We start from the raw sequence: 22,045 nt of genomic DNA on the forward strand, positions 1-22,045 counted from the left end.
TCAGGTTCGTACATAAAGCGAATGGCTGCCAACCCCATCAAGGGTTGGCAGCCATTCGCTGTCTTGGCGCAGCCTAGCGGCGAACACCGCCGATGAAATAGTCCGAAGGCACAATGACCTTGCCCAGAGGCATCAGGGAAACCGGGATCATCTTCAAGTTTGCGATCCCCAGCGGGATGCCGATAATCGAAATGAACATCGGGATCGCGGTTACCACGTGCCCAACGGCAATCCAGATACCAGCAAAAATGATCCAGATGATGTTGCCCAGGGTGGAGAACGCGCCTACCGGGCCGTTGTCGACCACGGTGCGGCCAAACGGCCACAGCGCATAGCCGGCAATGCGGAACGAGGCGATGCCGAATGGAATGGTCACGATCAGCACGCAGCAGATGATGCCTGCCAACACGTAGCCCAAGGCCAGCCACAGGCCGCCGAAAAGCAGCCAAATAATGTTGAGAATACCGCGCACTAAATCAGTCATGGTTATATTCTCTGTCTTTTGCCTGTTTTACTCCATCGGGGATCCCCCCGATTTTCTTCTAGGGGTGTCCAATCCCCTACCGTTCGGCAAGCATCGAAGCAGCTTGCTCGGATAGGATTAATCATCATGAGCGAATCGAGCGAGCAGCAGCGCCCAGCCCACGGCACTGCCCCTAGGAACCCAGACCTTTTCCGTGCCGAGCCGGTATCCTTCGTGCGCCGCGGCAACCGCCTGCAGGGCCGCCGTGCCAGCGCCTGGGAGCGCAATGCCGATCAGTACGTCATTGAGCCGCCCCGCAAGATCGCCGACACTTCGGTTGCCGATGACTTCCAGCTCGATCCTGCCGAGGCTTTCGGACGCACCGCACCGCTGATCGTGGAGATCGGCACCGGCCTGGGCGAATGCATCGCCAACGCCGCCAAGGATGATCCCGAGCGCAACTACCTCGCCGTTGAGGTCTACCGTCCGGGCCTGGCCCAGCTGATGCTGAAGGTCGAGTCTTTCGGCATCACCAACGTCCGCGCAGTGCAGGCCAATGCCCCAGAGGTTCTGGATGTCATGCTGGACGAGAACAGCGCCGATGAGATCTGGATCTTCTTCTCAGATCCATGGCACAAGCCGCGCCACCATAAGCGTCGCCTGATCAAGGCCTCGTTCCTGGACAAGGTCTCCCGCGTGCTCAAGCCGGGAGGCACCCTGCGCTTGGCCACCGACTGGTCCAACTACGCCGAGCAAATGCGCGAAGTCCTCGAAGCCCATCCGGACTTCGAGAACCAGCATCATGGCAATCTGTCCGGCACTGAGAGCAACCTGACCAAGGTGCGCCGCGAGGGCATGGAAGGCTTCGACCCCGAGCCAGAATTCACCGATGCCCAGGGTGGCTGGGCCCCGCGTTTCGAGCGCCGGATCCTGACCAGCTTCGAAGGCAAGGCGCTCAAGGCTGGTCGTCTGGTCTTCGATCTGGCGTACACCCGCATCGGCTAGTCGCCGAAATAAAGCATTGAAGAGGCCATGGAATCCATAGGATGGATTCCATGGCCTCTTCTTCTGCGCAAAGTCTGCACTACGCCCAAGCTCCGAGAATGGACTATGCCGGGGTGCGGCTAGAACAATTGTCAATGGACCACGCCCCGGATCTGATCCAGCTCGCAGCCAACGGCCAGTTGGATGAAGCGTGGTTTGCCACCACTCCATCGGCCGAATCCATGCGCTTGGATATCCAGCGCCGCTTGGCATTGCAGGAAACTGGCGAGATGGCTCCCTTTGCGATCATCGACCTGTCCACCGGCAAAGCGGTGGGGGCCACGACTTACTTGAATATCGACGCGGCAAATCACCGCGTGGAAATCGGCTCAACGTTCCTGGCCATGCCAGCCCAAGGCACCGGGATCAATCCAGCTGCCAAGTTCATGCTGCTGCGCCGGGCTTTCGAGGAACTGGATTGCTATTCAGTGGCTTTCTGCACGCACTGGCACAATGCCGCTTCACGCGCCGCGATTGCACGGCTCGGCGCCAAGCAGGATGGCGTGCTGCGCAATCACAAATATGATCCAAAGAGCGGCACCCTGCGCGATACGGTGATGTTCTCAATACTCCCGCACGAATGGCCTGCCGTGCGCACCCAATTGGAAGCGCGCTTGGCCCGGCACGGACGGATCTAGCGTCCGATAGCGCGGCGCGCGGTAAACAGCGTCACGGTCGGTTCACGGCGTTCAGGGCGCATGCCCCTAGCCAACGAAACGATGTCGCCTCCAGCGGTGCCCGCAGCGAAGATGCGAGATTGGCCCTGGCGTACGGCGGAAAGTTCTTGGCGAAGCCCATTGACTTCGGTTTGCAGATAGGCGACTTGATCTTGCAGGTCCAGGATGCGCTTGATGCCCTCGAGCGAGACGCCTTCCTTGCTCAGGGCCTGCACCTGGCGCAACAGTGATACGTCGCGCTGCGAGTAGCGGCGTTGCTTTCCGCTCTGGCGGCTGGGCGAAACCAAACCAATGCGGTCATACTGGCGCAGCGTCTGCGGATGCATGTCTGCAAGTTGCGCGGCGACGGAAATGACGAAGACAGGTCGCAGGTACTCCCCGTTCACGTTGCTTCTACCACCTTTCTACAAGGACCTTGGATTCGGTCCCTATTGCCTTCGAGTCTATCTTCCCTGCCCAGCCAATTCGATGACGGGGCAGGGAAGACAGCCTATTGGGTTCAGAGCTTGGCTTTGGCAGCCAAATCCACTCGTGGATCCTCGCCCTCGGTGGCTGATGCGAAGTCCTCCACGGCCTTCTTTGCAGCATCCGAGAGGTTCTGCGGAATCGCGACATCCAGGACGATCAGCAGATCGCCGGTGGCCTTGGAGGTCTTCACGCCGCGGCCCTTCAGACGCAAGGTGCGCCCGGAGTTGGATCCAGCGGGAACCTTCACCGCAACGGAATCCCCGTCCAGGGTCGGTACGTGGATCTTTGCTCCAAGCACCGCTTCAGCGAAGGTCACCGGCACGTGGATGCGGATGTTGTTCTCTTCGCGCTTGAAGAACGGGTGCTCGCTGACCTTGACCTTGACCAGCAGGTCGCCGTTGCCGGCAGCACCAGGCTGGCCCTTGCCGCGCACGCGCACCGACTGGCCATCCTTGATGCCCGCCGGTATGCGCACGTCAATGACCTCGCCATTCTGCTCGCGCAGGCCAATGGTGGTGCCCTTAATTGATCCGGAGAAGGAAATCGTGGTGCTCGCCGTGCGGTCAGCACCCTTGCGCGGTGGTGCGCTCTGGCCGAAGCCGCCGCCACCGAAACCGCCGCCACCACCGAAGAGGTCGGAGAAGTCCGGCTGCCCGCCGCGGCCACGTGGGCCCGCTCCGCCGCCTCCGAAGAGGTTGGAGAAGATGTCCTCGAAGCCGGCTTGCCCGCCGGGGCCGCCCGGTCCGCCACCAGCAGAGAATCGCGCTCCGCCGCCCATGGCGCGGATCGCGTCGTACTGCTCGCGCTCTTCCTTGTCCGAAAGCACCGAGTTGGCTTCGGAGATGTCCTTGAATTTCTTTTCAGCGGCCGCATCACCCTGGTTGGTATCCGGGTGGTACTTGCGCGCAAGCTTGCGGTACGCCTTCTTGATGTCCGCCTCGCTGGCGTCCTTGGAGACGCCCAGAATGGCGTAAAAGTCTTTTTCGATCCAGTCCTGACTTGCCATCAGGGCCCCATCCTTTCAGTGCCAATTCGACACTGCCCACTGTCGAAGACTCGGCAGTGGGCAGTATCGATTGTGCTATTCGTGGCTATTCGCCGGTTGCTACCAGCACCTGAGCTGCACGCAGGATGATGGTTCCCTTGCGGTAACCGGTGCGCAGCACCTGTCCCACGTGGTCGGCTGGAATCTCGTCAACAGCCTGGCGAAGCAGGGCTTCGTGGATGTTCGGGTCGAATTCCACGCCGGCCTCGTTGATGCGCTCCAGGCCATGCTGAGCCAGAATTCCATCCAGCTTGTTGGCGATCGATGCGAACGGGCCGTCGGCGAGGTCGCCGTGGGCTCGCGCCGCATCGATGTCGTCAAGCACCGGAAGCAGGGTGTTGAGCACTGACTGCACGGCGTTTTCACGCGCTACGGCCCGGTCGCGTTCCACGCGCTTGCGGTAGTTGACGTATTCGGCCTGCAGGCGCAGCAGGTCGTTGCGCAGTTCGGTTTCCACCGCACCGGCCTCTTCCGGCTGCGCCGAATCGGCTTCAGCGCCAGCAGCAGCTTCGTTCAGGATCGCCTCGGCCTGACCCAGGGCGTCAGCGGTTGGCTGCTCGTTGGCGGCCTCTGGCTGGTTCTCCGGCTCCTGGCCGGAGTTCTCGTTCTGGTCCTTTGCCTCGGACATATTCCTAAACTCCTTACTTCTTGTCGGCTTCATCTTCGTCGATGACCTCGGCGTCGACGATGTCTTCATCAGCGTTCGGTGCCTGCTCGCCCTCAGGAGCCTGGGCGCCCTCGGCCTGCGCGTTGGCGTAGATTGCCTCGCCCAGCTTGGTCTGCGATGCCTGCAGCTTCTCGAACGCGGCCTTGACCTCGTCGTCGTTGTCCTGCTTCTCCAGGGCAGCCTTCAGGGCGTCGACGTCAGCCTGGACCTCGGTCTTGACCTCTTCAGGCAGCTTGTCTTCGTTGTCCTTGATCAGCTTGTCTACGGAGTAGGCAGCCTGCTCAGCGGCGTTACGGGTCTCAGCGGCCTCGCGGCGTGCCTTGTCTTCTTCGGCGTGTGCTTCAGCTTCCTGGACCATGCGCTCGATGTCTTCCTTGGACAGCGAGGAACCACCGGTGATGGTCATCGACTGCTCGGTGCCGGTGCCCTTGTCCTTGGCGGATACGTGCACGATGCCGTTGGCGTCGATGTCGAAGGTGACCTCAACCTGCGGGATGCCGCGAGGAGCCGGTGCGATACCGGTCAGCTCGAAGGTGCCCAGCGCCTTGTTGTCGCGGGTGAACTCGCGCTCGCCCTGGAAGACCTGGATGGATACCGAAGGCTGGTTGTCCTCGGCGGTGGTGAAGGTCTCCGAACGCTTGGTCGGGATCGCGGTGTTGCGCTCGATCAGCTTGGTCATCACGCCGCCCTTGGTCTCGATACCCAAGGACAGTGGGGTGACGTCGATGAGCAGAACGTCCTTGCGCTCGCCCTTCAGCACGCCTGCCTGCAGCGCTGCGCCCACGGCGACAACCTCATCTGGGTTCACGCCCTTGTTCGCTTCCTTGCCGGCCAGGTCCTTGACCAGTTCGGCAACGGCTGGCATGCGGGTGGAACCGCCAACCAGGATCACGTGGGCGATGTCCGAAACCTTGACGCCTGCCTCGGCGATGACGTCGTTGAATGGCTTGCGGGTGCGCTCCAGCAGGTCCTTGGTCAGGTCCTGGAACTTGGCACGCGAGAGGTGCTCGTCCAGGTGCACTGGGCCTTCCGGGGTCACCGAGAGGTACTGCAGCGAGATGTTGGTGCTGGTAGCCGAGGACAGTTCCTTCTTGGCCTGCTCAGCAGATTCCTTCAGGCGCTGCAGCGCGATCTTGTCCTTGGACAGGTCCGCGCCCTTGGCCTTGGCCTGGGCCAGCAGCCAATCCACGATGCGCTGATCCCAGTCGTCGCCGCCCAGGCGGTTATCGCCTGCGGTAGAGCGGACCTGGATGGTCGAGAAGCCGTCGTCGTCCTTGCCGACTTCCAGCAGGGAAACGTCGAAGGTGCCGCCACCGAGGTCGAAGACCAGGATGAGCTCGTCTTCCTGGCCCTTTTCCAGGCCGTAAGCCAGCGCAGCTGCGGTTGGCTCGTTGACGATGCGCAGGACGTTCAGGCCGGCGATCTCGCCAGCTTCCTTGGTGGCCTGGCGCTCTGCGTCGTTGAAGTATGCAGGAACGGTGATCACCGCGTCGGTGACCTTCTCGCCCAGGTACGACTCAGCGTCGTTCTTCAGCTTCATCAGGGTACGAGCCGAGATTTCCTGAGCGGTGTACTTCTTCTCGTCAACGTCAATGGTCCAGTCGGTACCCATGTGACGCTTGACCGATGCGATGGTGCGGTCGATGTTGTTGACGGCCTGGCGCTTGGCGATATCGCCAACCAGGACTTCGCCGCTCTTCGAGAAAGCAACGATCGACGGGGTAGTGCGGTTGCCTTCCGCGTTTGCGATAACGGTTGGCTCACCACCTTCGAGCACGGAAACGACGGAGTTGGTGGTTCCTAGGTCGATACCTACGGCACGCGACATAATGGCTCTCCTTTGCCTTGGTTGAAAGTACTAACGCTGAGGACATTTATCCTCATTGAGCGTTCTGCACTCAAGTTTACTCAGCCACTTTCGGCTGTCAAATCAACTTGAGCGAAGGTGACTCAACTTTGCGTTCTGCTCATTTCAACTGCGGTGGTGAGAGAATAATTCCCGTCCTGAAAAAATTTTTCATTCATCCGCTTTCAACGCTTCCAGCGGGCGGGAAAAGCGGCAGCTAGGAGCCACCTCATGGAAACGAAGCGCAAGTTCCAGGATCTGCCACCGGGCGGAAAGATCGCGGTCGCCTCTGCGGCAATTGCCGAGCTGACCTTGATGGTTGCGGCACTGCGGGATTTGTACAAGCGCCCTGCCGAACAAGTCAAGGGTCCAAAGCCGGCATGGGCAGCGGCCAGCATGATCAATTTCCTTGGCCCCATCGCCTATTTTGCTTTTGGACGCCGCAAGTAATCCCTTGGCATTCCATAGCCACTGGAAAGCAAGCCGTCCTCGTTGGTTCGAGGACGGCTTGTTCGCTTTCAGCGAGTTCCGGTTAGCCCATCAGGCTAATTCCCCGGGCAGCCAGAACGCCAAACGCGGTGCCCCACAAGATAATCGAGATGATCTGCCAGATGATCACCTTCTGCTTATTGGCGCCGAAGGAGACCAAGGCAGCCGAGGTCACCTGCGAAGGCAGGATGGTCTGCCCCAGAAGGCTCACCCCGGCAATGCCGTATTTATCGAAAGCTCGGCGCAGCTTCTCGAACTTGCGTTCCTTCTTCTCCGAGTCCTTGCCCTTGCGAACCTTGTTGCGCACGGCGTGGGCGCTGTTGACGAACAACAGCATGGAAATCACGTTGCCGATCACGGCGGTGGCGATGGCAGCAACCACCGGAACACCGATGACCACGCCAATGGCCGAACCAAAGTAGGACTCGATCAGCGGAATGGCAGCTAGCAAGGCAACCGCCAAGAATTGCAGTGGCTCCGGGAAGGACGCGGCGAAATTCTGCAGGGATTCAATCATGGCTGGTGCTCCTGAAGCGGTGAAGGTTAATCGGCGGCTCGTTGCTTCAATCCTATGTATCGCCTAGTCGAAACGGGATCAGCCAGCAGATCTAAACTTTTGACGCGCAAATTCCCGGGTTTAACGCAAAACTCCCCCGCATCCATTGGGATGGATGCGAGGGAGTACTCCGCAAGGATTAGTGCCAGCGCCTAGTTGCCGCGACCAGCTGGGCTCGATGCGCGACGCGGGCCACGCGAACGGCCACCGGTTGCACCGCCAGCGGCATTGCGGCCGCCGGTTCGCGGTGAGCGCGAAGGGCTCGACGGGCGTTCAGCGTTGGCACCTCGTGCGCCGCGGGCTGGACGGTCGGTGTTCGCACCGCGAGCGCTGCGCGCTGGACGCTCGCCCTGGCTAGCGCCGTCACGTTCCGTACGGCGGCGTTCGCCGCCACGGCCCTGGGCTTCGGCAGCTGGCTTGGCGCCACGCGCCGGGCGCTGGCCGCGGCCACCGCGGCCGGCACCTTCACCGGCAGGCTTGCTCTTGGCAGGATTGCGCTTCTGCTGAACCGGAGCAACGTAGGCAACCGGCTCGGCAACTTCGCCGACGACCTTGGCCACAACCGGAGAATTCAGGTTGACCTTTTCGAAAGGCACCTTCAGTCCGGCCTGCTTCAGCAAAGTCGAAACGTCGCCCTGCTGATCAGGGGTGCAGATGGTCACTACAGTTCCATCCGAACCCGCACGTGCGGTACGGCCGGAGCGGTGGGTGTAGGCCTTGTGCTCTGCTGGTGGATCAACGTGGACAACCAGCTCCACACCATCAACGTGCACGCCACGAGCGGCAACGTCGGTGGCGACAAGAACCTTCGCCTCGCCTGAAGCAAAAGCAGCAAGGTTGCGGTCACGGGCATTCTGCGAGAGGTTACCGTGCAGGTCTACCGCCGGAACGCCAGCCTTGGACAGGGTGAGCGCCATCTTCTTGGCGTGGTGCTTGGTGCGCATGAACATGATGCGACGGGCAGTGCCCTGGGCCAGAACGCGGATCAGGTCCTTCTTATCATCGTTGCCGATGACGAAGACGTGGTGCTCCATGGTGTTCACAGCGGCCTTGGGTGCATCCACCGAGTGAATGGTCGGGTTGCTCAGGTAGCGCTTGACCACCTTGTCCACACCGTTGTCCAAGGTAGCGGAGAACAGCATGTGCTGGATGCCGGTTGGCATGCGGTCCATGATGCGGCGAACTACAGGCAGGAAGCCCATGTCGGCCATGTGGTCGGCTTCATCCAGCACGGAGATTTCCAGCTGGGACAGGTCCACGACCTTCTGCTTGATCAGGTCATCCAGGCGGCCCGGGCAGGCGATGACAATGTCCACGCCCTCGTTCATGGCCTTTTCCTGGCGGCTCTGGGCCACGCCACCGTAGATCACGGTGGTACGCAGGCCTGCGGCCTTTGCCAGCGGGTCAACGGTCTTGGCAATCTGGGTCGCCAGTTCACGGGTTGGAGCCATGATCAGCGCGCGTGGGAAACGGGCCTTGCGACGCTGTGGGCGATCTGCCAGCCGGGCTACCAGGGGCAGCGAGAAGGCCAAGGTCTTGCCGGAGCCGGTCTGGCCGCGGCCCAGGACGTCGCCGCCGGCCAAGGTCGAAGGCAAGGTGGCTTCCTGGATCGGGAAAGCGGCTTCGATTCCGCTGGCAGCAAGGACCTTCGACAGGTATTCGGGCACGCCGAGGGCGCTAAAAGTTACGGACATATTCAAACTTTCTCTCTGATTCGCACGCCTGCTTCAGGCGTTGGGTTTCGCCGAGCCAGGAGGAAGTCCGCAACATGCAAGGCCAAGGAAGGCCTGCTGCCAAAAGTGGACCGGCGGAGGTTTTCCGGGCGATTCACAGGAGGGAAATCTAAACTGTCGACGCATGCGCCACAGAATTTTCCGGTGACGCACAAGTATCCATACTACAGTGCGAAAGCGGGGCCCGTCTGTGAGCGGCCCCGCTTTGCACTGCTGCCCCGGGAGACGTTCACCACTAGGGCTCCCGGGACAGGCCGCCGCGCTGCCTAATTCAGCTCGAATTCCTTCTTCGCCAATTTCGAGGGCCACCAGACCTTTGGTCCGATTTCTTCGACCAGCGCCGGCACCAGCAGGCTTCGCACGACGAAGGTATCCAAGAGCACCCCGAAGGCCACGATGAAGCCCAACTGGCCCAGGAACATGATTGGCACCACACCCAGTGCGGCGAAGGTAGCGGCAAGCACCACGCCGGCGGAGGTAATCACGCCGCCGGTGACCTTCAAGCCCACCCGCATGCCCTCACGGGTTCCGCGCTTCAAGGATTCCTCGCGCACACGGGTCATCAAGAAGATGTTGTAGTCAACGCCCAGCGCCACAAGGAAGACAAAGCCGAACAGCGGTACGGATGGATCGGCACCCACGTAGCCGAAGACATTGTTGAAGACCAGCGCACTGACACCCATCGCCGTGCCGTAGGACAGCACGGTGGTCAGGATCAGCAGCACCGGAGCCAGAATGGAACGCAGCAGCAGCATCAAGATCAGCAAGATGGCCAGGAGGGTAATCGGAATGATCTTGAACAGATCCGCGATGGCCGTCTCATTGGTATCGAGCTGGGTCGCAGTGGTGCCGCCGACCAGCGCGTCGGCGTCGACCGCATGCAGCTGCTCGCGCAGCTCGACCACGGTCTGCTTGGCGGCATCCGAGTCGGCCGCATCGGCCAGCGTCACCGACATCAGGTTGCGGCCTTCGACGCTCATTGGCTCGGCCCCGCGGGCGGCCATGGCCGGTCCGCCGTCTTCAGCCTGCAAGTAGGCCGAATCCACGCCGGTGACATCAAGGGCCTTTTCCAGGGCCGTCTGCGCTTCGGCTTCATCGACAATCACCGTGGCCGGGGATCCCGAGCCGCCAGGGAAGTGCTCGCCCAGGGCGATCTGCCCGTCACGCGACTCCGAACCGCCTACCACCAGCTCGCTCTGCGGCACGCCATGGGCCTTGAGCTGGGTCATGCCCAGCGCTCCCACGGCGAGCAACAGAGCGGTGATGATCCAGATCGGGCGCGGATGGCTGGCAACGAACCGCGCAATGCGGCCCCACAGGCCTTCCTTCTCCTGGCCTTGGGCGTCCACGGCCACCGGCTTGGGCGGGAAGGGCCAGTAAGCGGCCCGTCCCAGCAAGCCGAGCACCGCCGGCAGGAACGTCAACGCGGCAACGATCGAGAAGATGATGCCCGAGGCGCCAATGGGTCCCAGTGCCTTATTGGAGTTCAGATCGGAGAACAGCAGGCACAGCAGGCCCACCGTCACGGTGCCGCCCGAAGCGACAATCGGTTCCAGCGAGCCTTTCCATGCGGAAGCCACGGCCTGCCACTTGTCCTGGCCGGCCATGAGCGCTTCCTTGTGCCTGGCCACGAACAGCAGCGAGTAGTCGGTAGCCGCACCGATGACCAGGATGGACAAGATGCCCTGGGCCTGGCCGTCGAGCCGGATCCAGCCTTCGGATGCCATGAAGTACACCGCGACAATTGCCGCGCACAGCGCGACGACCGAGGTGAGCAGCACCGTGAAGGGAAGCAGGATCGAACGGTAGACCAGCAGCAGGATCACCAGCACAGCTACCAGGGCCACGCCCAGCAGCACGCCGTCGATGCCGCCGAAGGCCTCGACCAGGTCGGCGCTGAAGCCTGCCGGCCCGGTGACATAGGCGGTGGTGCCCTCGGGCTTCTCGGCAGCCAGGAGCGCCCGCAGCTCTTCGACTCCGGTATCGGCCTCCACCTCGCCGGAGACCGGAACGATGAATTCAGCGGCCTTGCCGTCTTCGGAGAGGAAGGGCCCGGTGATCTGCCCGTCCAGATGCGTGAAGTCCTTCAGCGCCTCGCCGATCCCTCCAGCAGTTTCCTTGCTGACCTCGCCATCGCTGGTGAGCAGGACCACCGCTGGGATTGCTTCGGTGGAGCGGAATTTGTTCTGCCATTCCAGGGCTTCGGTTGCTTCGGCGGTGGCCGGGAGGAAGGAGGTCTGGTCGTTGGTCTGGACCTCGGAAAGCTTGCCGAAGGTCGGGCCGCCGATTCCGGCTACACCCAGCCAGAGGATGATCAGCAGGGCGTAGATTCCTGCCCTGATGCCGATACCCTTCTTGTCCAATCGCTTCTTGCCCGATGGCTGGTCGGTTTTCGCTACATGCGCCACTGATCCGTCCTCACTCGTGATTGCTGGCGGTGGATCAAAGGGCGATCCGAATGCCATACTACAAGACTTACTTCCATCGTAGAAATACTTCCCAGGCTATTAAATGCTTTTCCGACTAGGATTGCGCCTATGAGCGCAAGAGAACAGCACAATTTGGTCATGCTCCTGCAGGAATTCGGCCAAGCCTCGGACCGCTACGTTGAGTCCACCGGAGCACTTTACGCAACGCACCGCACGGATATGAATGCGCTGTCAATCATCATGAAATACGAGCAGCGCAGCCTTCTGCCTTCCCCGCGCGACCTGAGCCGCGACCTGCAACTGAGTTCTCCGGCTACCACCGCCATGCTCGACCGCCTGGAAAAACTGGGAATGATCGAGCGCCAGCGCTCGGACCGGGATCGCCGTGTCATCCGCATCGCCATGACACCCAAAGCCCGCGGCAAGGGCATGGAAATGTTCATGCCGCTAGGTGCCAAAATGCGGGAAGTGATCAGCCACTACGACGAACAGCAGCTGCAGGTCATAGCCCGCTTCATGGCAGAAGCCGTCGCCGGCGTGGACAGCGCGCGCGAAGAAGTCGTAACACAGCGGGCAACGAAACCAGCCAAGAGCGCGACGGACACTAGCCTTAAGCAGTGACCCTTTCACTCTGGATATCCCTTCTCAGCGCCTGCATCGTCATCAGCTTCACCCCCGGGGCCGGAGCCATCAACACGATGAGCAATTCGATGCGCCAAGGCTGGCGTGCTTCCATTTGGGGCGTGCTCGGGCAGCAGATCGCCTTGCTGATCCATGTGGTGATCGTTGCCGCCGGAGTCGGTTTGCTCGTGGCCAGCTCGCCGTTGCTGTTCGCCATCATCCGCTACGCAGGCGCTGCCTATCTGGTGTATCTCGGTATCCGCATGCTGCTCTCCAAGCCGGAGGTCGCCTCCGATGGAACCAGCACCGGGCACCGCCTGACCCGCTGGTCCATGCTCAACCGGGGCATCCTGGTCAACCTGCTCAATCCGAAGGCCATCGTCTTCTTCTTGGCTTTCACCCCGCAGTTCATCCGCACCGATCAGCCGCTCCTGGCCCAATACGCCATCTTCATCGGCACGGTCATCGTGGTGGACATCGCGGTGATGTTCTTCTTCTTTGCCGGCACGGCCCGCACCTTCCAGCGCTTCACCGCGACCTACCGCGGCGCCAAGCTGCTGAACATCCTCTTCGGCGTACTGTTCATCCTGGTCGCCGCGCTCCTGCTGCTCATGCACTAGCATTTTCGCCCCGCTCTTGCCGCAGAACTCCTAGCCGTGAACCGATTCCCGGGCCAATTTCCGAATCGTTGCCGATTTGTTGCCGGGAAACGGGCGCGTAGCTATCGATCGAATCGCCTTGTGCCCATAGACTGATGCCATGTTCCGGATAATGATCGTGTGCACGGGAAATATTTGCCGTTCGCCTATGGCCGAGTACATGCTCAAGAATGCGCTCAAGGATGCCGAGGTCTCGCAGGTCGAGGTCATATCGCGAGCCATCACCGATGGTGAAGTCGGCAAGCGCATCGATGAGCGTGCTGCCAGTACTCTGCGCAGCCATGGACTTGATGCATCTGAGCACATTGCCGCCCAGATCGACTCGGACGAAATCGCCAAGATGGATCTCGTACTGGCGATGGACACCGACCACTTCGAGGAACTCGTTCCCGAATTGGCCGAAATCGATCCGAGCGAACGTCCGCAACTGCGGATGTTCCGTTCCTTTGATCCGGGAACCGCGAGCTCCCCGCACGACCAGCAGGGCATCTATGACCCCTGGTACGGTGATGCCGGAGACTTCCGCGAGACCTGGAAACTCATTTCTGCTTCCCTGCCTGCCCTTGTAGATTACGTGCGGAGTAACATCGCCTCTCGTGGAAACCGCTAGACCAACGCTGATTGCCATTGACGGGCGTTCCGGATCCGGCAAAAGCACCTTTGCAACAGACCTAGCGAAATACCTGGAAGCCACCGCCTCCGTAGCTATTTTGCGCCTTGAAGAGCTCTACCACGGTTGGGACGGGCTGCACCGGTCCTTCGATCTCTACCACCGGATCCTGCCTCAGCTCGCAGCAGGCAACACGATCACCTACCCCACCTGGGATTGGGCCGCGGGTGCCCTTGGCGCATCCAAGAACTTCACTCCGGCCGAGGTAGTGATCATCGAAGGCGTAGGAGCGATCCATTCCGACGCCCGAGAATTCCTCGATATCGGGATCTGGCTGGAAGCACCCGAAAGCTTCCGCCGCGATCGGGCGCTGGCACGCGATGGACAGGCCTACCGTCCGTACTGGCAGATGTGGGCCGAACAAGAGGAACGGTACCTGCTGGCCCATCAGCCGCACGCCGCAGCAACCCTGATCATTGATGCCGCTGGCGACCACGACCCCATCGAGATCTGGGCGCGTTCCTGCCGCTACCTGCCGGCCATGATGCGCCAGCTTTGCCTCCGCTCCAACCAGTCCCCCACTGCCCCAACCTTCCGCCAGAGCTACGAGGCGCCAGCCGATACGGCGTCACTCTTCGAGGAACTGGCCCGGTCCCTTCCGCATGCCGCACTACTGGAATCAACAAGCCATAAGCTTAGCGACCCGTTGGGACGCAACCGCTATTCGTTGATCGCGCTTTCGGCGGCAGAACAGCCCCCGGTACTGAGCGCCACCAGCCACGGCACCACCGTCAGCTTGCCCGGAGCGCAAGTACGGCTGGGCGAGGATTTCTTCCGCGCGCTGGCAGGCCTCTGGCCTGCCGGAACCACCGCTAAAGTCGGCTACCCGCTGCCGGCATGGGTGGGGTACCTCGGTTATGAGCTCAAGCGCGAGCTCGGCGCCGCGGATCTGCAGGCAGTGGTTGAACCCGGGCGGGTGCGCCCCGATGCCCAGTTCTTTGCGCCGGATACCGTGGTGGTCATTGACCATCAAGAAGGCCAGATGCATCTGCACAGCATTAGCGAACCGGCAGCAGCGCTGAGCATCCGGTTGGGCAATCCTCCAGAACTGCGCGCCCACCACCCGTTGCCTATCCCGCAGTTCAGCTGCGCGGATACCGAATCCGGCTACAAGCAGAAGATACGCCAGGCCCAACGCGAGATCTATGAAGGCAACACCTACGAAGTTTGCCTGACTACCGAACTGACGGCCCATGCCGAACTGTTCGATCCGTTCGAGGCCTACTGCCGGATGCGCCGCTCCAGCCCTGCACCGTTTGCCCACTACCTGCGTTTCACTGATCTCCAAATCGCCAGCATTTCACCGGAACGGTTCCTCGCGCTGTCCAAGGACGGGCAGTTGCGGGCCGAGCCGATCAAGGGCACCCGGCCGCGTGGCGAAAATGAAGAATCAGATCTCGCGTTGAAGCATGATCTGGCCACCCATCCCAAGGACCGGGCCGAGAACATCATGATCGTTGACCTGTTGCGCAACGACCTGTCGCACCATGCGGTTCCCGGGTCGGTGAAGGTTGCCCGGCTGTGCGCGGTGGAAACCTACGCGACAGTGCACCAGATGGTCTCCACCATCGACGCCACGCTATCCGCCCCGCAGCTGGCCGCCGAAGCCCTGCGCGAAGCTTTCCCGCCGGGCTCCATGACCGGTGCACCGAAGCTGTCCACGATGAGCATCTTGGATGAGCTCGAAGAGCACCGTGCCCGCGGCCTGTACTCCGGGGCCGTGGGGTATCTGGGTGCTGATGGTGCCGCCGATTTCTCCGTGGTGATCCGAACCCTGGTGTGCGACCGGCTAGCTGACCAGTCATGGCGGTTGAGCCTGGGCCTTGGCGGGGCAATCACCGCTGATTCGGTGCCCGCTGAAGAGTGGGACGAGGTCATCACCAAATCCCGCGGCGTGCTTCAAGCACTGGGCGCCAGTTTCCCGCAAGACACTTAAGCCAACTGAATTATTGCAAGGTGGCCGTCAAGATTATTGCAAGGTGGCCGTCAAGCGAGCCACATTGTCGATCCAGCGTTGCATGCGAGGACGGCGGCGCCACTGCGAGAGGGTGATTTCCGAGGAAATCCCGCGGTAGTGGTTCTGCACCTGGTTAACCGCATCGACCATTTCCTTGCCCAGCAGCATCACGGAAATTTCCATGTTCAGGCTGAATGAGCGCATGTCCATATTCGAGGATCCCACCACGGCCACGTCGTTATCCACGGTGAAGCACTTGGTATGCAGCACCATCGGTGCCGGGTAGCGGTGAATGCGCACGCCGGCTTCCAGCAGCTGCTGGTAGTAGGACTGCTGCGCGTGGTGCACCAGGAACTGGTCGCCCTCTTCGCAAACATACAATTCCACTTCTACTCCGCGCTGGGCGGCAGTGGTGATGGCATAGAGCAGCGAATCGTCTGGAACGAAGTAGGGGCTGGTGATTTCCAGGCGTTCGGAGGCAGAATAGATCAGCGTATTGAACAGCCTGAGGTTGTTCTCGGTACCGTATCCGGGGCCGCTGGGCAGCAGCTGCGCCAGGGTGGAACCGGGACGTTCCTCATAGGCCAGCGGGTGGCGGGCCTCGGCCATGTCCATCAGCACTTCCTGGTCGTCGTCCTCCTGCCACCAGTCGGTAGCGAAAGTGACGTCGAGGCTGCGCACCAGCGGACCTTCGACCCGGAGCATCATTTCAACCCATTCGCGGCCCACCTTATGCGAGGACTCGCGCTTGTAGCCGGGTTCAATCAGGTTCTGGCTTCCGGTGAAGGCCACCTCGCCATCAACAACGAGGATCTTGCGGTGGTTGCGCAGATCCGGGCGGCGCCAACGACGGCCGATCAGGTCGATGGGCAGCATCGGGCGCCAGTTGATACCGGATTTCTTCAGCCGCTTCTTGAAATCCTTGTAGCCCTTGACGCGCAAGGTTCCCAGGTGGTCGAAGAGCAACCGGACGTGCACGCCGCGCTCCGCGGCCGCTTCCAGCGCATCGAGTACCGGTCCAACATAATCCGGGTCATCGCCCATGATGTAGAACTGGATGTGCACATAGCGGGTGGCGTTATCGATTTCCTTGCGCATGGCATCGAGCGAAGCCCGGTAATCGGAAATGACCTCTACCTGGTTGCCGCCTTCCAGCGGCATGGCACCAAGATTGCGGTTGAGCATGACTGCCGATTCGACCCATTCCTCCTGGGAATGGAATTCTTCGGGCAGCTGCATGTGGCTCGTGGCCTTCATGATTTCATCGTGCGCACGCCGTTGCTTTTCCAAGCGGCGGCGCGACAGGTGCGGATTGGCGAAAAGCCAGTATGCGACAAGTCCCACAACGGGCAGGAAGAAGATAGCCAATAGCCATGCCATGGCGGTGGTGGGGCGCCGGTTGCCCGGAACGATGCCGATCATGAAGTAGCGAACCGCTAGCTCTATTGCGACCAGCACGCTCCAGAGAACGCCGCCAATCTGCAAGAAGACTTCATTACTTGGCCACACTCGGGCACCCCCTTGGCTACACCCCGCGAATTCGGCATTATCGGCCTCTGATCTGCGATGTACAGGCCAAAATCCTTCGCTTAGCTTATCGAACATTGCCGGACTTGTCTGAATCTCCGCCTGCAGAAATCGCGCAGAAGACGCTGGGGTTCGATAATCTGTCTTTATGAGCTCACTTGTATTCTTGGATCCGGCCTATCCGGCTGGTCGTCTTGCAGACATCACTGCACCGCAACTTCTGGTCACAGCACAGGGAGTGACGCGAGGTGATGGCATCTTTGAATCGATGCTCTACACCAACCAGGCCGTACGCAAATTCGAAGCGCACCTGGCACGCTTGGCGACCTCGGCTGAAGTTGCCGACTTGGCCATTCCCGATGCGCGCAGCTGGTTTGCCGCGGTAGATACCGCTGTGGCCGATTTCGATGCCACCGGCGGCGCTGAAGAAGCGGTGGTCAAGCTGGTCGCCGCGCGCGGCGAGCACGACAATGATCCTGCCATTTGCTGGGTCACCGTGACCCCTGCCCCGGCTTTGGGCAGGGAACAGCGTGAAACCGGTGTGGATGTCCTGATGCTGGATCGCGGCTACGACTCGAAGCTGGCCGAACGTGCGCCATGGCTCATGATGGGCGCCAAGACCCTTTCCTATTCGATCAACATGGCCGCCCTGCGCTACGCGCACAAGCACGGCGCCCATGATGTCATTTTCACCTCCGCCGACGGGATCATCCTGGAAGCTCCGACCTCGACCGTGCTGGTAGCCCAGCGCGATGGCGAGACCAAGCGGCTGCTGACCCCGATGCTTGAAACCGGCATCCTGCCAGGCACCACGCAAAGCGCCATTTTCGACGCCGCGGCCCAGGATGGCTGGGAGCTGGGCTACGGCCCGTTGCGCCCGGAAGACCTGTACCAGGCCGATGGCGTGTGGCTGGTTTCCTCCATCCGCCTGCTGACCCCGGTGCGCACCATCGATGCCAAGCCGTTGCGCCTGGACGCTGAGCTCCATGAAGAGCTCAGCGCCCTGAGCGAAGCAATCCGCTAGGACCACACCAAGTTGTAGGTCCCTGCCAGCACGGCCGCAGCCATTGCGGCCGTGCCAAACAGGATCCCCGTGGCCAGCACCATGCCATCACGCCAGGTGAAGGTGGCCGTGCGAATCCATGTGCGCTTGGCCGTGCCAAACCCCTTGGCCTCCATCGTGGTGGCCAACCGTCCGGCGCGGCGAATCGCTTGCACCAGCAAGGCCAGCACCTGGCCGAGGGTTGCCTTGATGCGTTGGCCCACGGTGCCGAAGTTCCCGACACCGCGAGCGCGCCGGGCCAGCGTGAGCGTGGTGAATTCTTCCACCATCAACCCGAGCAATCGCATGCCGGCCAAGGCCCCGAGCACAAACCGGTGGGGTACCTTCAGCTGCTGAGACAGCGCCCCGCCCAAATCGCTTGGATTCGTGGTGGCCAGCAGCAAGATGCACGGGATGGCCAGCGCGAAAGCGCGCAGTCCGGTGGCAATGCCCCCGGCCACCGATCCCTCGGTGATGCTGAAGGCGCCGAATTGGGCGTAGACCATGCCGCTATCCTGGCCCACCAAGGCGATGCCCCACGCCGCAAGGATTCCGGCAATCAGCAGTGGCCACGCGCGCTTGAGGAATTTCAGCGGACTCAGCCCTGCCAGGGGGAAGAACACCACGGTCGCCACGATCACGACCAGCGCCGAAACCCAATCCAAGGTGGTGATCAACGGCAGTGTTGCCGCAGCCACCGCACCGAGCTTGGCCAGCGGATTGATCTTCGCCAACCAGCTATGCCCTACCGGCGCATCAAGCACCGGCCCCTGTCGCGGGGTACCAGCTTCCGGGGTGCCGGCAGTGAGCACCAGGTCCCTTGCTTTGAGCACCGAGGCAAAGTGATCGTCGTGGGTCACAGCAATGATCGCGGTGCCCTGCTGCAATTCCTCAACCAGCAGCCCGGCCAGTTCCCTCCACGTATTCGCATCCTGCCCGAAGGTCGGTTCGTCGAGGATCAGCACCTGGGGGGATGCGGCCAGAACAGTGGCCACGGACAAGCGCCGCTTCTCGCCCCCGGAGAGAGTGAACGGGTTCGCGTCTGCCAAATGCGCCAGGCCCAAGCGTTCCAGCAACGCGTCCACGCGCGCTTGGACCTGGGCCGGCTCGTATTTCGGCGCATCGGCGCTGCTGGCCTGCGCGCGGCTGGGAGCGAAAGCCAGCTCTTCCCGAACGCTCTGGGTCACGAATTGGTGTTCGGGTTCCTGGAACACCGAACCGATCCGCCCAATCAATGCACCGGCCTTCCAGGCAAACGGGGAGTTGCCCAGACCGTCGGCCAGTTGCGCGGTGGCCGCCAACCCGCCGTCGGCCGGGACGAGCAATCCGCCCAAGGTCAAGGCCAGCGTCGACTTTCCAGCGCCATTCTCACCGCGAATCACCGTCGCGGTGCCCGCTTGCACATTCACGTCCACCGCTTGGGTGCGCGGTGCCGTGGCGGTGCGGGCGGATACCAGCTGCTGCGCTTCCAGCAGAATGGCACCGGCACCGTTCGTTGCCCGAGCCACCTGCGGGAAGTAGCCTGGAATCCACAGCCCGGCAGCAGCCAGCTCCTCGCGCACCGTTTCATCGGTGTACAGCTGCTGCGGGTCCAGATCGTGCGCGACTCCCCCACCGGGCTGCAGCACGATAACCCGGTCCACATGCTGCGCCCAGGCTTCAATCCGGTGTTCCACGACGACCAGCGTGGCACCGGAAAGCCGGGCGGCGTTCAGCACCGCATCGCGCAAGAGCTCAATGCTCTGCGGGTCCACATTGGCAGTCGGTTCATCGAGCAGCATGACGCTGGGTTCCATGGCCAGAATGCCGGCCAAGGCCAACCGCTGTTTCTGTCCGCCGGAAAGTTGCTGGGTGCGGTGCTCGAAGGACAGCGCACCCAGACCCACAGCGTCCAGCACTTCGGGGATCCGCTGGCGGATCAGTTCGGGATCCATTCCGAGGTTCTCCGCGCCAAAGGCCACATCATCGGCGACCCTGCTTTGCACTACCTGGGTTTCCGGGTCTTGCTGCATCAAGCCCACCGGGTGGCTCCGGATGAAGGCATCGCTGCCATCTATGAGCAGCCGGCCAGCGACCTGATCGTCCTCATCCGCTTCCAGCAACCCGGCCATCGCGTGCAGCAAGGTTGACTTGCCGGCGCCCGATGGACCGACCAGCAGCACCTTCTCACCGGCGTGGATCACAAGGTCCAGTCCCGAGATGGCAGGATTCTGCCTCTCGGAGTGCTGCCAGCCGAACCCCGTTGCGGTGATGGCGGCACCGCGCTGGGTCAGCGAGGCTGCGCCGGAATTGGCAAAGGAACTCATTTTGCGCTTTCCAGGTGCGCACGCCGGCTCGGCAGGGCGCTCAGAGCGCCGGTCTTCGCCAGTCCGCGCGTGGCCAACCAGGACAGAAGCCCTGCGACGACTACGCCGGAAATGCCGGTGGCGATCACGTGGAAGATCTTCATTCCGGCGGTGTACTCAACATAGTAGGCCAGGATGTAGGCCTCGGAAATGCCGGCGAACAAGCCGGCGAACAAGCCTGCCAGCAGCGCCACGCCCAGGTTCCACTTGCGGTAGCGGAATGCTGCGAAGACCAGCTCTGCACCCAGGCCCTGGACCAGGCCGGAGATCAGTACGGTCAAGCCGTAGTGCGAGCCGAGCAGCGCTTCAACTACAGCGGCCAGCAGCTCGCAGTAGATTGCGGCGCCTGGCTTGCGGATGATCAGTGCGCCGAGCACCGCCGGGAAGAGCCACATGCCGGTGAGCAACGCGGTGGCTGGCGGGAAAGCTGCAAAGGCGAGCGAGAACAGGCCATAGCCGGCACTCCACGCCCAGAAAATGACCCCTGAAGCGACGGCGATCACCGAGGCGACGACGATATCAACTACACGCCAGCCGGTCCGCTGCTTCGAAACTGTTTCGTTCATTGCTGGTCCTCCTGTGGAAAGGAGGGGAGATGGACGGAATGAGGGCATACTGCCGCGCCTATCCGCATCCGAGATGCTCGACTTCCTTCGCCGGTACTAGCCGGGGCAGGTTCGAGGGTCTGCGATCTATCGCACTCTCAGCGTCTTGCGACTTTTTAAAAGTCTGACGCTCCCCTGTCGGAATAATTACTGCTCCCCCACCATACCGCAGGTATGCTGGGCAGAGGAACGATATGTCAAGAGCTTGATCGCGAGGAAAAAATGGATAAAGTGCAGAAACTTGCCACTACCGGTATCACCGTTGGCGCTGGCATGCTCGGCGGCAAGCTGGTTGATTTCCTTTGGTTGAAGGCAACCGGCAGCAAAGCACCACGCAAGGGCACTGAGGAAGCAGCGGAAGCTTCTTTCCGCCGTGCCTTAGGCTTCGCAGTCGTTTCGGCCCTGGTCGCAGCAATCCTGCAGACGGTGGCTGACCGCAGCGCCAACAAGGTTGTTGCCAAGTTCACCAAGTAAGCTTCGGCGTTGAGCCAAAAGCGGGAGCCGCCCAGAGGGGCGGCTCCCGCTTTTTCTCAATCTTGTTCGTCTGGCGATCCGGTCTTGGAAACCGGGGTGGTTCCGGTCGGCGGTGTTCCGTTGACCTTGTTGACCACGTGGCTCAGCTCATCGGAGAACAGGGTTTCCTTGGCAGCGTGCTTGGTCCGGTAGCCGGAACGGCCAATCATGTGGGCCGAAACCGGTGCGGTCAATAGCTGCATTCCCCAGGCCAGCACGAGTACCGGGACCACAGCCCAGCTGCGCAGGTAAATGGCCAGTCCAGCGAAAATCAGCAGGAAGCCGAGTACCTGCGGTTTGGTCGCTGCATGCATGCGGGTGAGCATGTCCGGGAAGGTCAGCAAGCCGATACCTGCGATCAATGACATCAGGCAGCCAAGGATCAGCAGGACGGCAACGAGGACATCGAGGAAGATTTCCATTAGGCGTTCCTCTGATCCGAAACGAAGCGCGAGACGGTCACCGAACCGATGAACCCGAGCATGCAGGCGGCCACGACGAACAGCAAGTAGTCGGTGTGCTTGTGCAGCACCATTTCCAGGCACAGCGCGGCGGAGATGATCAGCAGCATCACGTCCAGGGCCAGCACCCGGTCAAGGATTGACGGCCCCTTGGCAACACGGACCAGGCAGGCGACAGCACCGAGCCCGAGCATGATGCCGCAGATCCAAATGACGATATCCAGCATG

22 protein-coding genes and 1 riboswitch are annotated in these 22,045 nt (G+C 61.7%); of the genes, 9 read left to right on the plus strand and 13 right to left on the minus strand.

Annotated elements, in window-relative coordinates; genetic code table 11:
* Positions 1–73 precede the first annotated feature (73 nt).
* Positions 74–484: a YccF domain-containing protein gene (locus tag ACFVHU_RS05590; protein WP_105656996.1), complete on the minus strand. Its 411-nt coding sequence runs from the start codon at positions 482–484 to the stop codon at positions 74–76.
* A 126-nt stretch (positions 485–610) separates the two neighbouring features.
* Here ACFVHU_RS05590 and trmB point away from each other — a divergent pair, with 126 nt between their 5' ends.
* Together trmB and ACFVHU_RS05600 are read left to right on the plus strand one after the other, a co-directional pair.
* Positions 611–1,468 carry a tRNA (guanosine(46)-N7)-methyltransferase TrmB gene (gene trmB, locus ACFVHU_RS05595; protein ID WP_133833561.1) on the plus strand — a complete coding sequence of 286 codons (858 nt, stop codon included), beginning with the start codon at positions 611–613 and terminating at the stop codon, positions 1,466–1,468.
* A 50-nt stretch (positions 1,469–1,518) separates the two neighbouring features.
* Positions 1,519–2,145 carry a GNAT family N-acetyltransferase gene (locus ACFVHU_RS05600; protein ID WP_105657088.1) on the plus strand — a complete coding sequence of 209 codons (627 nt, stop codon included), beginning with the start codon at positions 1,519–1,521 and terminating at the stop codon, positions 2,143–2,145.
* On the opposite strand, the gene ACFVHU_RS05605 is transcribed toward ACFVHU_RS05600, so the two are convergent.
* From ACFVHU_RS05605 to dnaK, 4 genes are all read right to left on the minus strand, one after another.
* On the minus strand, positions 2,142–2,570 hold the full coding sequence (locus tag ACFVHU_RS05605; protein ID WP_105656998.1) for a heat shock protein transcriptional repressor HspR: 429 nt from the start codon (positions 2,568–2,570) through the stop codon (positions 2,142–2,144). The two genes, ACFVHU_RS05600 and ACFVHU_RS05605, sit on opposite strands and share 4 nt — an antisense overlap.
* A 113-nt stretch (positions 2,571–2,683) precedes the next feature.
* Entirely contained in the window at positions 2,684–3,658 is a 975-nt protein-coding gene (locus ACFVHU_RS05610) for a DnaJ C-terminal domain-containing protein (protein ID WP_105656999.1), read from the minus strand.
* Positions 3,659–3,743: 85 nt separating this feature from the next.
* Positions 3,744–4,325, minus strand: a complete 582-nt coding sequence (locus ACFVHU_RS05615; protein WP_105657000.1) for a nucleotide exchange factor GrpE — start codon at positions 4,323–4,325, stop codon at positions 3,744–3,746.
* 13 nt (positions 4,326–4,338) lie between these two features.
* On the minus strand, positions 4,339–6,192 hold the full coding sequence (gene dnaK / locus ACFVHU_RS05620) for a molecular chaperone DnaK (protein WP_105657001.1): 1,854 nt from the start codon (positions 6,190–6,192) through the stop codon (positions 4,339–4,341).
* A gap of 249 nt (positions 6,193–6,441) precedes the next feature.
* On the opposite strand from dnaK, the gene ACFVHU_RS05625 reads away from it, so the two are divergent.
* Positions 6,442–6,660 carry a PLD nuclease N-terminal domain-containing protein gene (locus tag ACFVHU_RS05625; RefSeq protein WP_105657002.1) on the plus strand — a complete coding sequence of 73 codons (219 nt, stop codon included), beginning with the start codon at positions 6,442–6,444 and terminating at the stop codon, positions 6,658–6,660.
* A gap of 82 nt (positions 6,661–6,742) precedes the next feature.
* On the opposite strand, the gene ACFVHU_RS05630 is transcribed toward ACFVHU_RS05625, so the two are convergent.
* The 3 genes from ACFVHU_RS05630 to ACFVHU_RS05640 all read right to left on the minus strand — a co-directional run bounded on the left by ACFVHU_RS05630 (position 6,743) and on the right by ACFVHU_RS05640 (position 11,396).
* On the minus strand, positions 6,743–7,216 hold the full coding sequence (locus ACFVHU_RS05630; RefSeq protein WP_105657003.1) for a small multi-drug export protein: 474 nt from the start codon (positions 7,214–7,216) through the stop codon (positions 6,743–6,745).
* Positions 7,217–7,407: 191 nt separating this feature from the next.
* Complete coding sequence (locus tag ACFVHU_RS05635; protein ID WP_388022923.1) at positions 7,408–8,949, minus strand: DEAD/DEAH box helicase; 1,542 nt, start codon at positions 8,947–8,949, stop codon at positions 7,408–7,410.
* Positions 8,950–9,254: 305 nt separating this feature from the next.
* Positions 9,255–11,396, minus strand: coding sequence for an MMPL family transporter (locus tag ACFVHU_RS05640; protein ID WP_388022925.1), 2,142 nt, complete (start codon positions 11,394–11,396; stop codon positions 9,255–9,257).
* A gap of 129 nt (positions 11,397–11,525) precedes the next feature.
* Between ACFVHU_RS05640 and ACFVHU_RS05645 the strand changes: the two genes are divergently transcribed.
* The 4 genes from ACFVHU_RS05645 (at position 11,526) to ACFVHU_RS05660 (ending at position 15,303) form a co-directional block, all read left to right on the plus strand.
* Positions 11,526–12,038 (plus strand): MarR family winged helix-turn-helix transcriptional regulator, encoded by a 513-nt coding sequence (locus tag ACFVHU_RS05645; RefSeq protein ID WP_105657005.1) that lies wholly within the window; start codon positions 11,526–11,528, stop codon positions 12,036–12,038.
* Positions 12,035–12,658 carry a LysE family transporter gene (locus tag ACFVHU_RS05650; protein ID WP_133833557.1) on the plus strand — a complete coding sequence of 208 codons (624 nt, stop codon included), beginning with the start codon at positions 12,035–12,037 and terminating at the stop codon, positions 12,656–12,658. The genes ACFVHU_RS05645 and ACFVHU_RS05650 overlap by 4 nt, the downstream gene beginning before the upstream one ends.
* 139 nt (positions 12,659–12,797) lie before the next feature.
* Entirely contained in the window at positions 12,798–13,307 is a 510-nt protein-coding gene (locus ACFVHU_RS05655; protein ID WP_105657007.1) for a low molecular weight protein-tyrosine-phosphatase, read from the plus strand.
* Entirely contained in the window at positions 13,294–15,303 is a 2,010-nt protein-coding gene (locus ACFVHU_RS05660; RefSeq protein WP_133833556.1) for a chorismate-binding protein, read from the plus strand. Before ACFVHU_RS05655 ends, ACFVHU_RS05660 begins: the two co-directional genes overlap by 14 nt.
* Positions 15,304–15,336: 33 nt before the next feature.
* Here ACFVHU_RS05660 and cls read toward each other — a convergent pair whose 3' ends face one another.
* Positions 15,337–16,833, minus strand: coding sequence for a cardiolipin synthase (cls, locus tag ACFVHU_RS05665; RefSeq protein WP_286134130.1), 1,497 nt, complete (start codon positions 16,831–16,833; stop codon positions 15,337–15,339).
* Positions 16,834–16,999: 166 nt separating this feature from the next.
* On the opposite strand from cls, the gene ACFVHU_RS05670 reads away from it, so the two are divergent.
* Positions 17,000–17,875 carry an aminodeoxychorismate lyase gene (locus ACFVHU_RS05670; RefSeq protein WP_105657010.1) on the plus strand — a complete coding sequence of 292 codons (876 nt, stop codon included), beginning with the start codon at positions 17,000–17,002 and terminating at the stop codon, positions 17,873–17,875.
* On the opposite strand, the gene ACFVHU_RS05675 is transcribed toward ACFVHU_RS05670, so the two are convergent.
* Together ACFVHU_RS05675 and ACFVHU_RS05680 are read right to left on the minus strand one after the other, a co-directional pair.
* Entirely contained in the window at positions 17,872–20,199 is a 2,328-nt protein-coding gene (locus ACFVHU_RS05675) for an ATP-binding cassette domain-containing protein (protein ID WP_133833555.1), read from the minus strand. The two genes, ACFVHU_RS05670 and ACFVHU_RS05675, sit on opposite strands and share 4 nt — an antisense overlap.
* Complete coding sequence (locus ACFVHU_RS05680; protein WP_105657012.1) at positions 20,196–20,804, minus strand: ECF transporter S component; 609 nt, start codon at positions 20,802–20,804, stop codon at positions 20,196–20,198. Before ACFVHU_RS05680 ends, ACFVHU_RS05675 begins: the two co-directional genes overlap by 4 nt.
* A gap of 65 nt (positions 20,805–20,869) precedes the next feature.
* A riboswitch (TPP riboswitch) is annotated at positions 20,870–20,990 on the minus strand.
* A 75-nt stretch (positions 20,991–21,065) separates the two neighbouring features.
* On the opposite strand from ACFVHU_RS05680, the gene ACFVHU_RS05685 reads away from it, so the two are divergent.
* On the plus strand, positions 21,066–21,317 hold the full coding sequence (locus tag ACFVHU_RS05685) for a DUF4235 domain-containing protein (RefSeq protein WP_286134132.1): 252 nt from the start codon (positions 21,066–21,068) through the stop codon (positions 21,315–21,317).
* A 56-nt stretch (positions 21,318–21,373) separates the two neighbouring features.
* On the opposite strand, the gene mnhG is transcribed toward ACFVHU_RS05685, so the two are convergent.
* Both mnhG and ACFVHU_RS05695 read right to left on the minus strand, forming a co-directional pair.
* Positions 21,374–21,778 (minus strand): monovalent cation/H(+) antiporter subunit G, encoded by a 405-nt coding sequence (gene mnhG / locus ACFVHU_RS05690; RefSeq protein WP_105657013.1) that lies wholly within the window; start codon positions 21,776–21,778, stop codon positions 21,374–21,376.
* Positions 21,778–22,044, minus strand: coding sequence for a monovalent cation/H+ antiporter complex subunit F (locus tag ACFVHU_RS05695; RefSeq protein WP_105657014.1), 267 nt, complete (start codon positions 22,042–22,044; stop codon positions 21,778–21,780). The genes mnhG and ACFVHU_RS05695 overlap by 1 nt, the downstream gene beginning before the upstream one ends.
* Position 22,045 lies beyond the last annotated feature (1 nt).

Source organism: Glutamicibacter sp. NPDC127525, from assembly GCF_042672105.1.
Lineage (GTDB): Bacteria > Actinomycetota > Actinomycetes > Actinomycetales > Micrococcaceae > Glutamicibacter.

Excerpts from the sequence above, each read along its gene's own strand:
- trmB (WP_133833561.1), top strand. The coding sequence starts at position 611 with ATGAGCGAATCGAGCGAGCAGCAGCGCCCAGCCCACGGCACTGCCCCT.
- ACFVHU_RS05675 (WP_133833555.1), bottom strand. The coding sequence starts at position 20,199 with ATGAGTTCCTTTGCCAATTCCGGCGCAGCCTCGCTGACCCAGCGCGGT.
- ACFVHU_RS05625 (WP_105657002.1), top strand. The coding sequence starts at position 6,442 with ATGGAAACGAAGCGCAAGTTCCAGGATCTGCCACCGGGCGGAAAGATC.
- ACFVHU_RS05685 (WP_286134132.1), top strand. The coding sequence starts at position 21,066 with ATGGATAAAGTGCAGAAACTTGCCACTACCGGTATCACCGTTGGCGCT.
- dnaK (WP_105657001.1), bottom strand. The coding sequence starts at position 6,192 with ATGTCGCGTGCCGTAGGTATCGACCTAGGAACCACCAACTCCGTCGTT.
- ACFVHU_RS05615 (WP_105657000.1), bottom strand. The coding sequence starts at position 4,325 with ATGTCCGAGGCAAAGGACCAGAACGAGAACTCCGGCCAGGAGCCGGAG.
- ACFVHU_RS05655 (WP_105657007.1), top strand. The coding sequence starts at position 12,798 with ATGTTCCGGATAATGATCGTGTGCACGGGAAATATTTGCCGTTCGCCT.
- ACFVHU_RS05590 (WP_105656996.1), bottom strand. The coding sequence starts at position 484 with ATGACTGATTTAGTGCGCGGTATTCTCAACATTATTTGGCTGCTTTTC.
- ACFVHU_RS05600 (WP_105657088.1), top strand. The coding sequence starts at position 1,519 with ATGGCCTCTTCTTCTGCGCAAAGTCTGCACTACGCCCAAGCTCCGAGA.
- ACFVHU_RS05645 (WP_105657005.1), top strand. The coding sequence starts at position 11,526 with ATGAGCGCAAGAGAACAGCACAATTTGGTCATGCTCCTGCAGGAATTC.
- mnhG (WP_105657013.1), bottom strand. The coding sequence starts at position 21,778 with ATGGAAATCTTCCTCGATGTCCTCGTTGCCGTCCTGCTGATCCTTGGC.
- ACFVHU_RS05680 (WP_105657012.1), bottom strand. The coding sequence starts at position 20,804 with ATGAACGAAACAGTTTCGAAGCAGCGGACCGGCTGGCGTGTAGTTGAT.
- ACFVHU_RS05610 (WP_105656999.1), bottom strand. The coding sequence starts at position 3,658 with ATGGCAAGTCAGGACTGGATCGAAAAAGACTTTTACGCCATTCTGGGC.
- ACFVHU_RS05670 (WP_105657010.1), top strand. The coding sequence starts at position 17,000 with ATGAGCTCACTTGTATTCTTGGATCCGGCCTATCCGGCTGGTCGTCTT.
- ACFVHU_RS05630 (WP_105657003.1), bottom strand. The coding sequence starts at position 7,216 with ATGATTGAATCCCTGCAGAATTTCGCCGCGTCCTTCCCGGAGCCACTG.
- ACFVHU_RS05695 (WP_105657014.1), bottom strand. The coding sequence starts at position 22,044 with ATGCTGGATATCGTCATTTGGATCTGCGGCATCATGCTCGGGCTCGGT.
- ACFVHU_RS05635 (WP_388022923.1), bottom strand. The coding sequence starts at position 8,949 with ATGTCCGTAACTTTTAGCGCCCTCGGCGTGCCCGAATACCTGTCGAAG.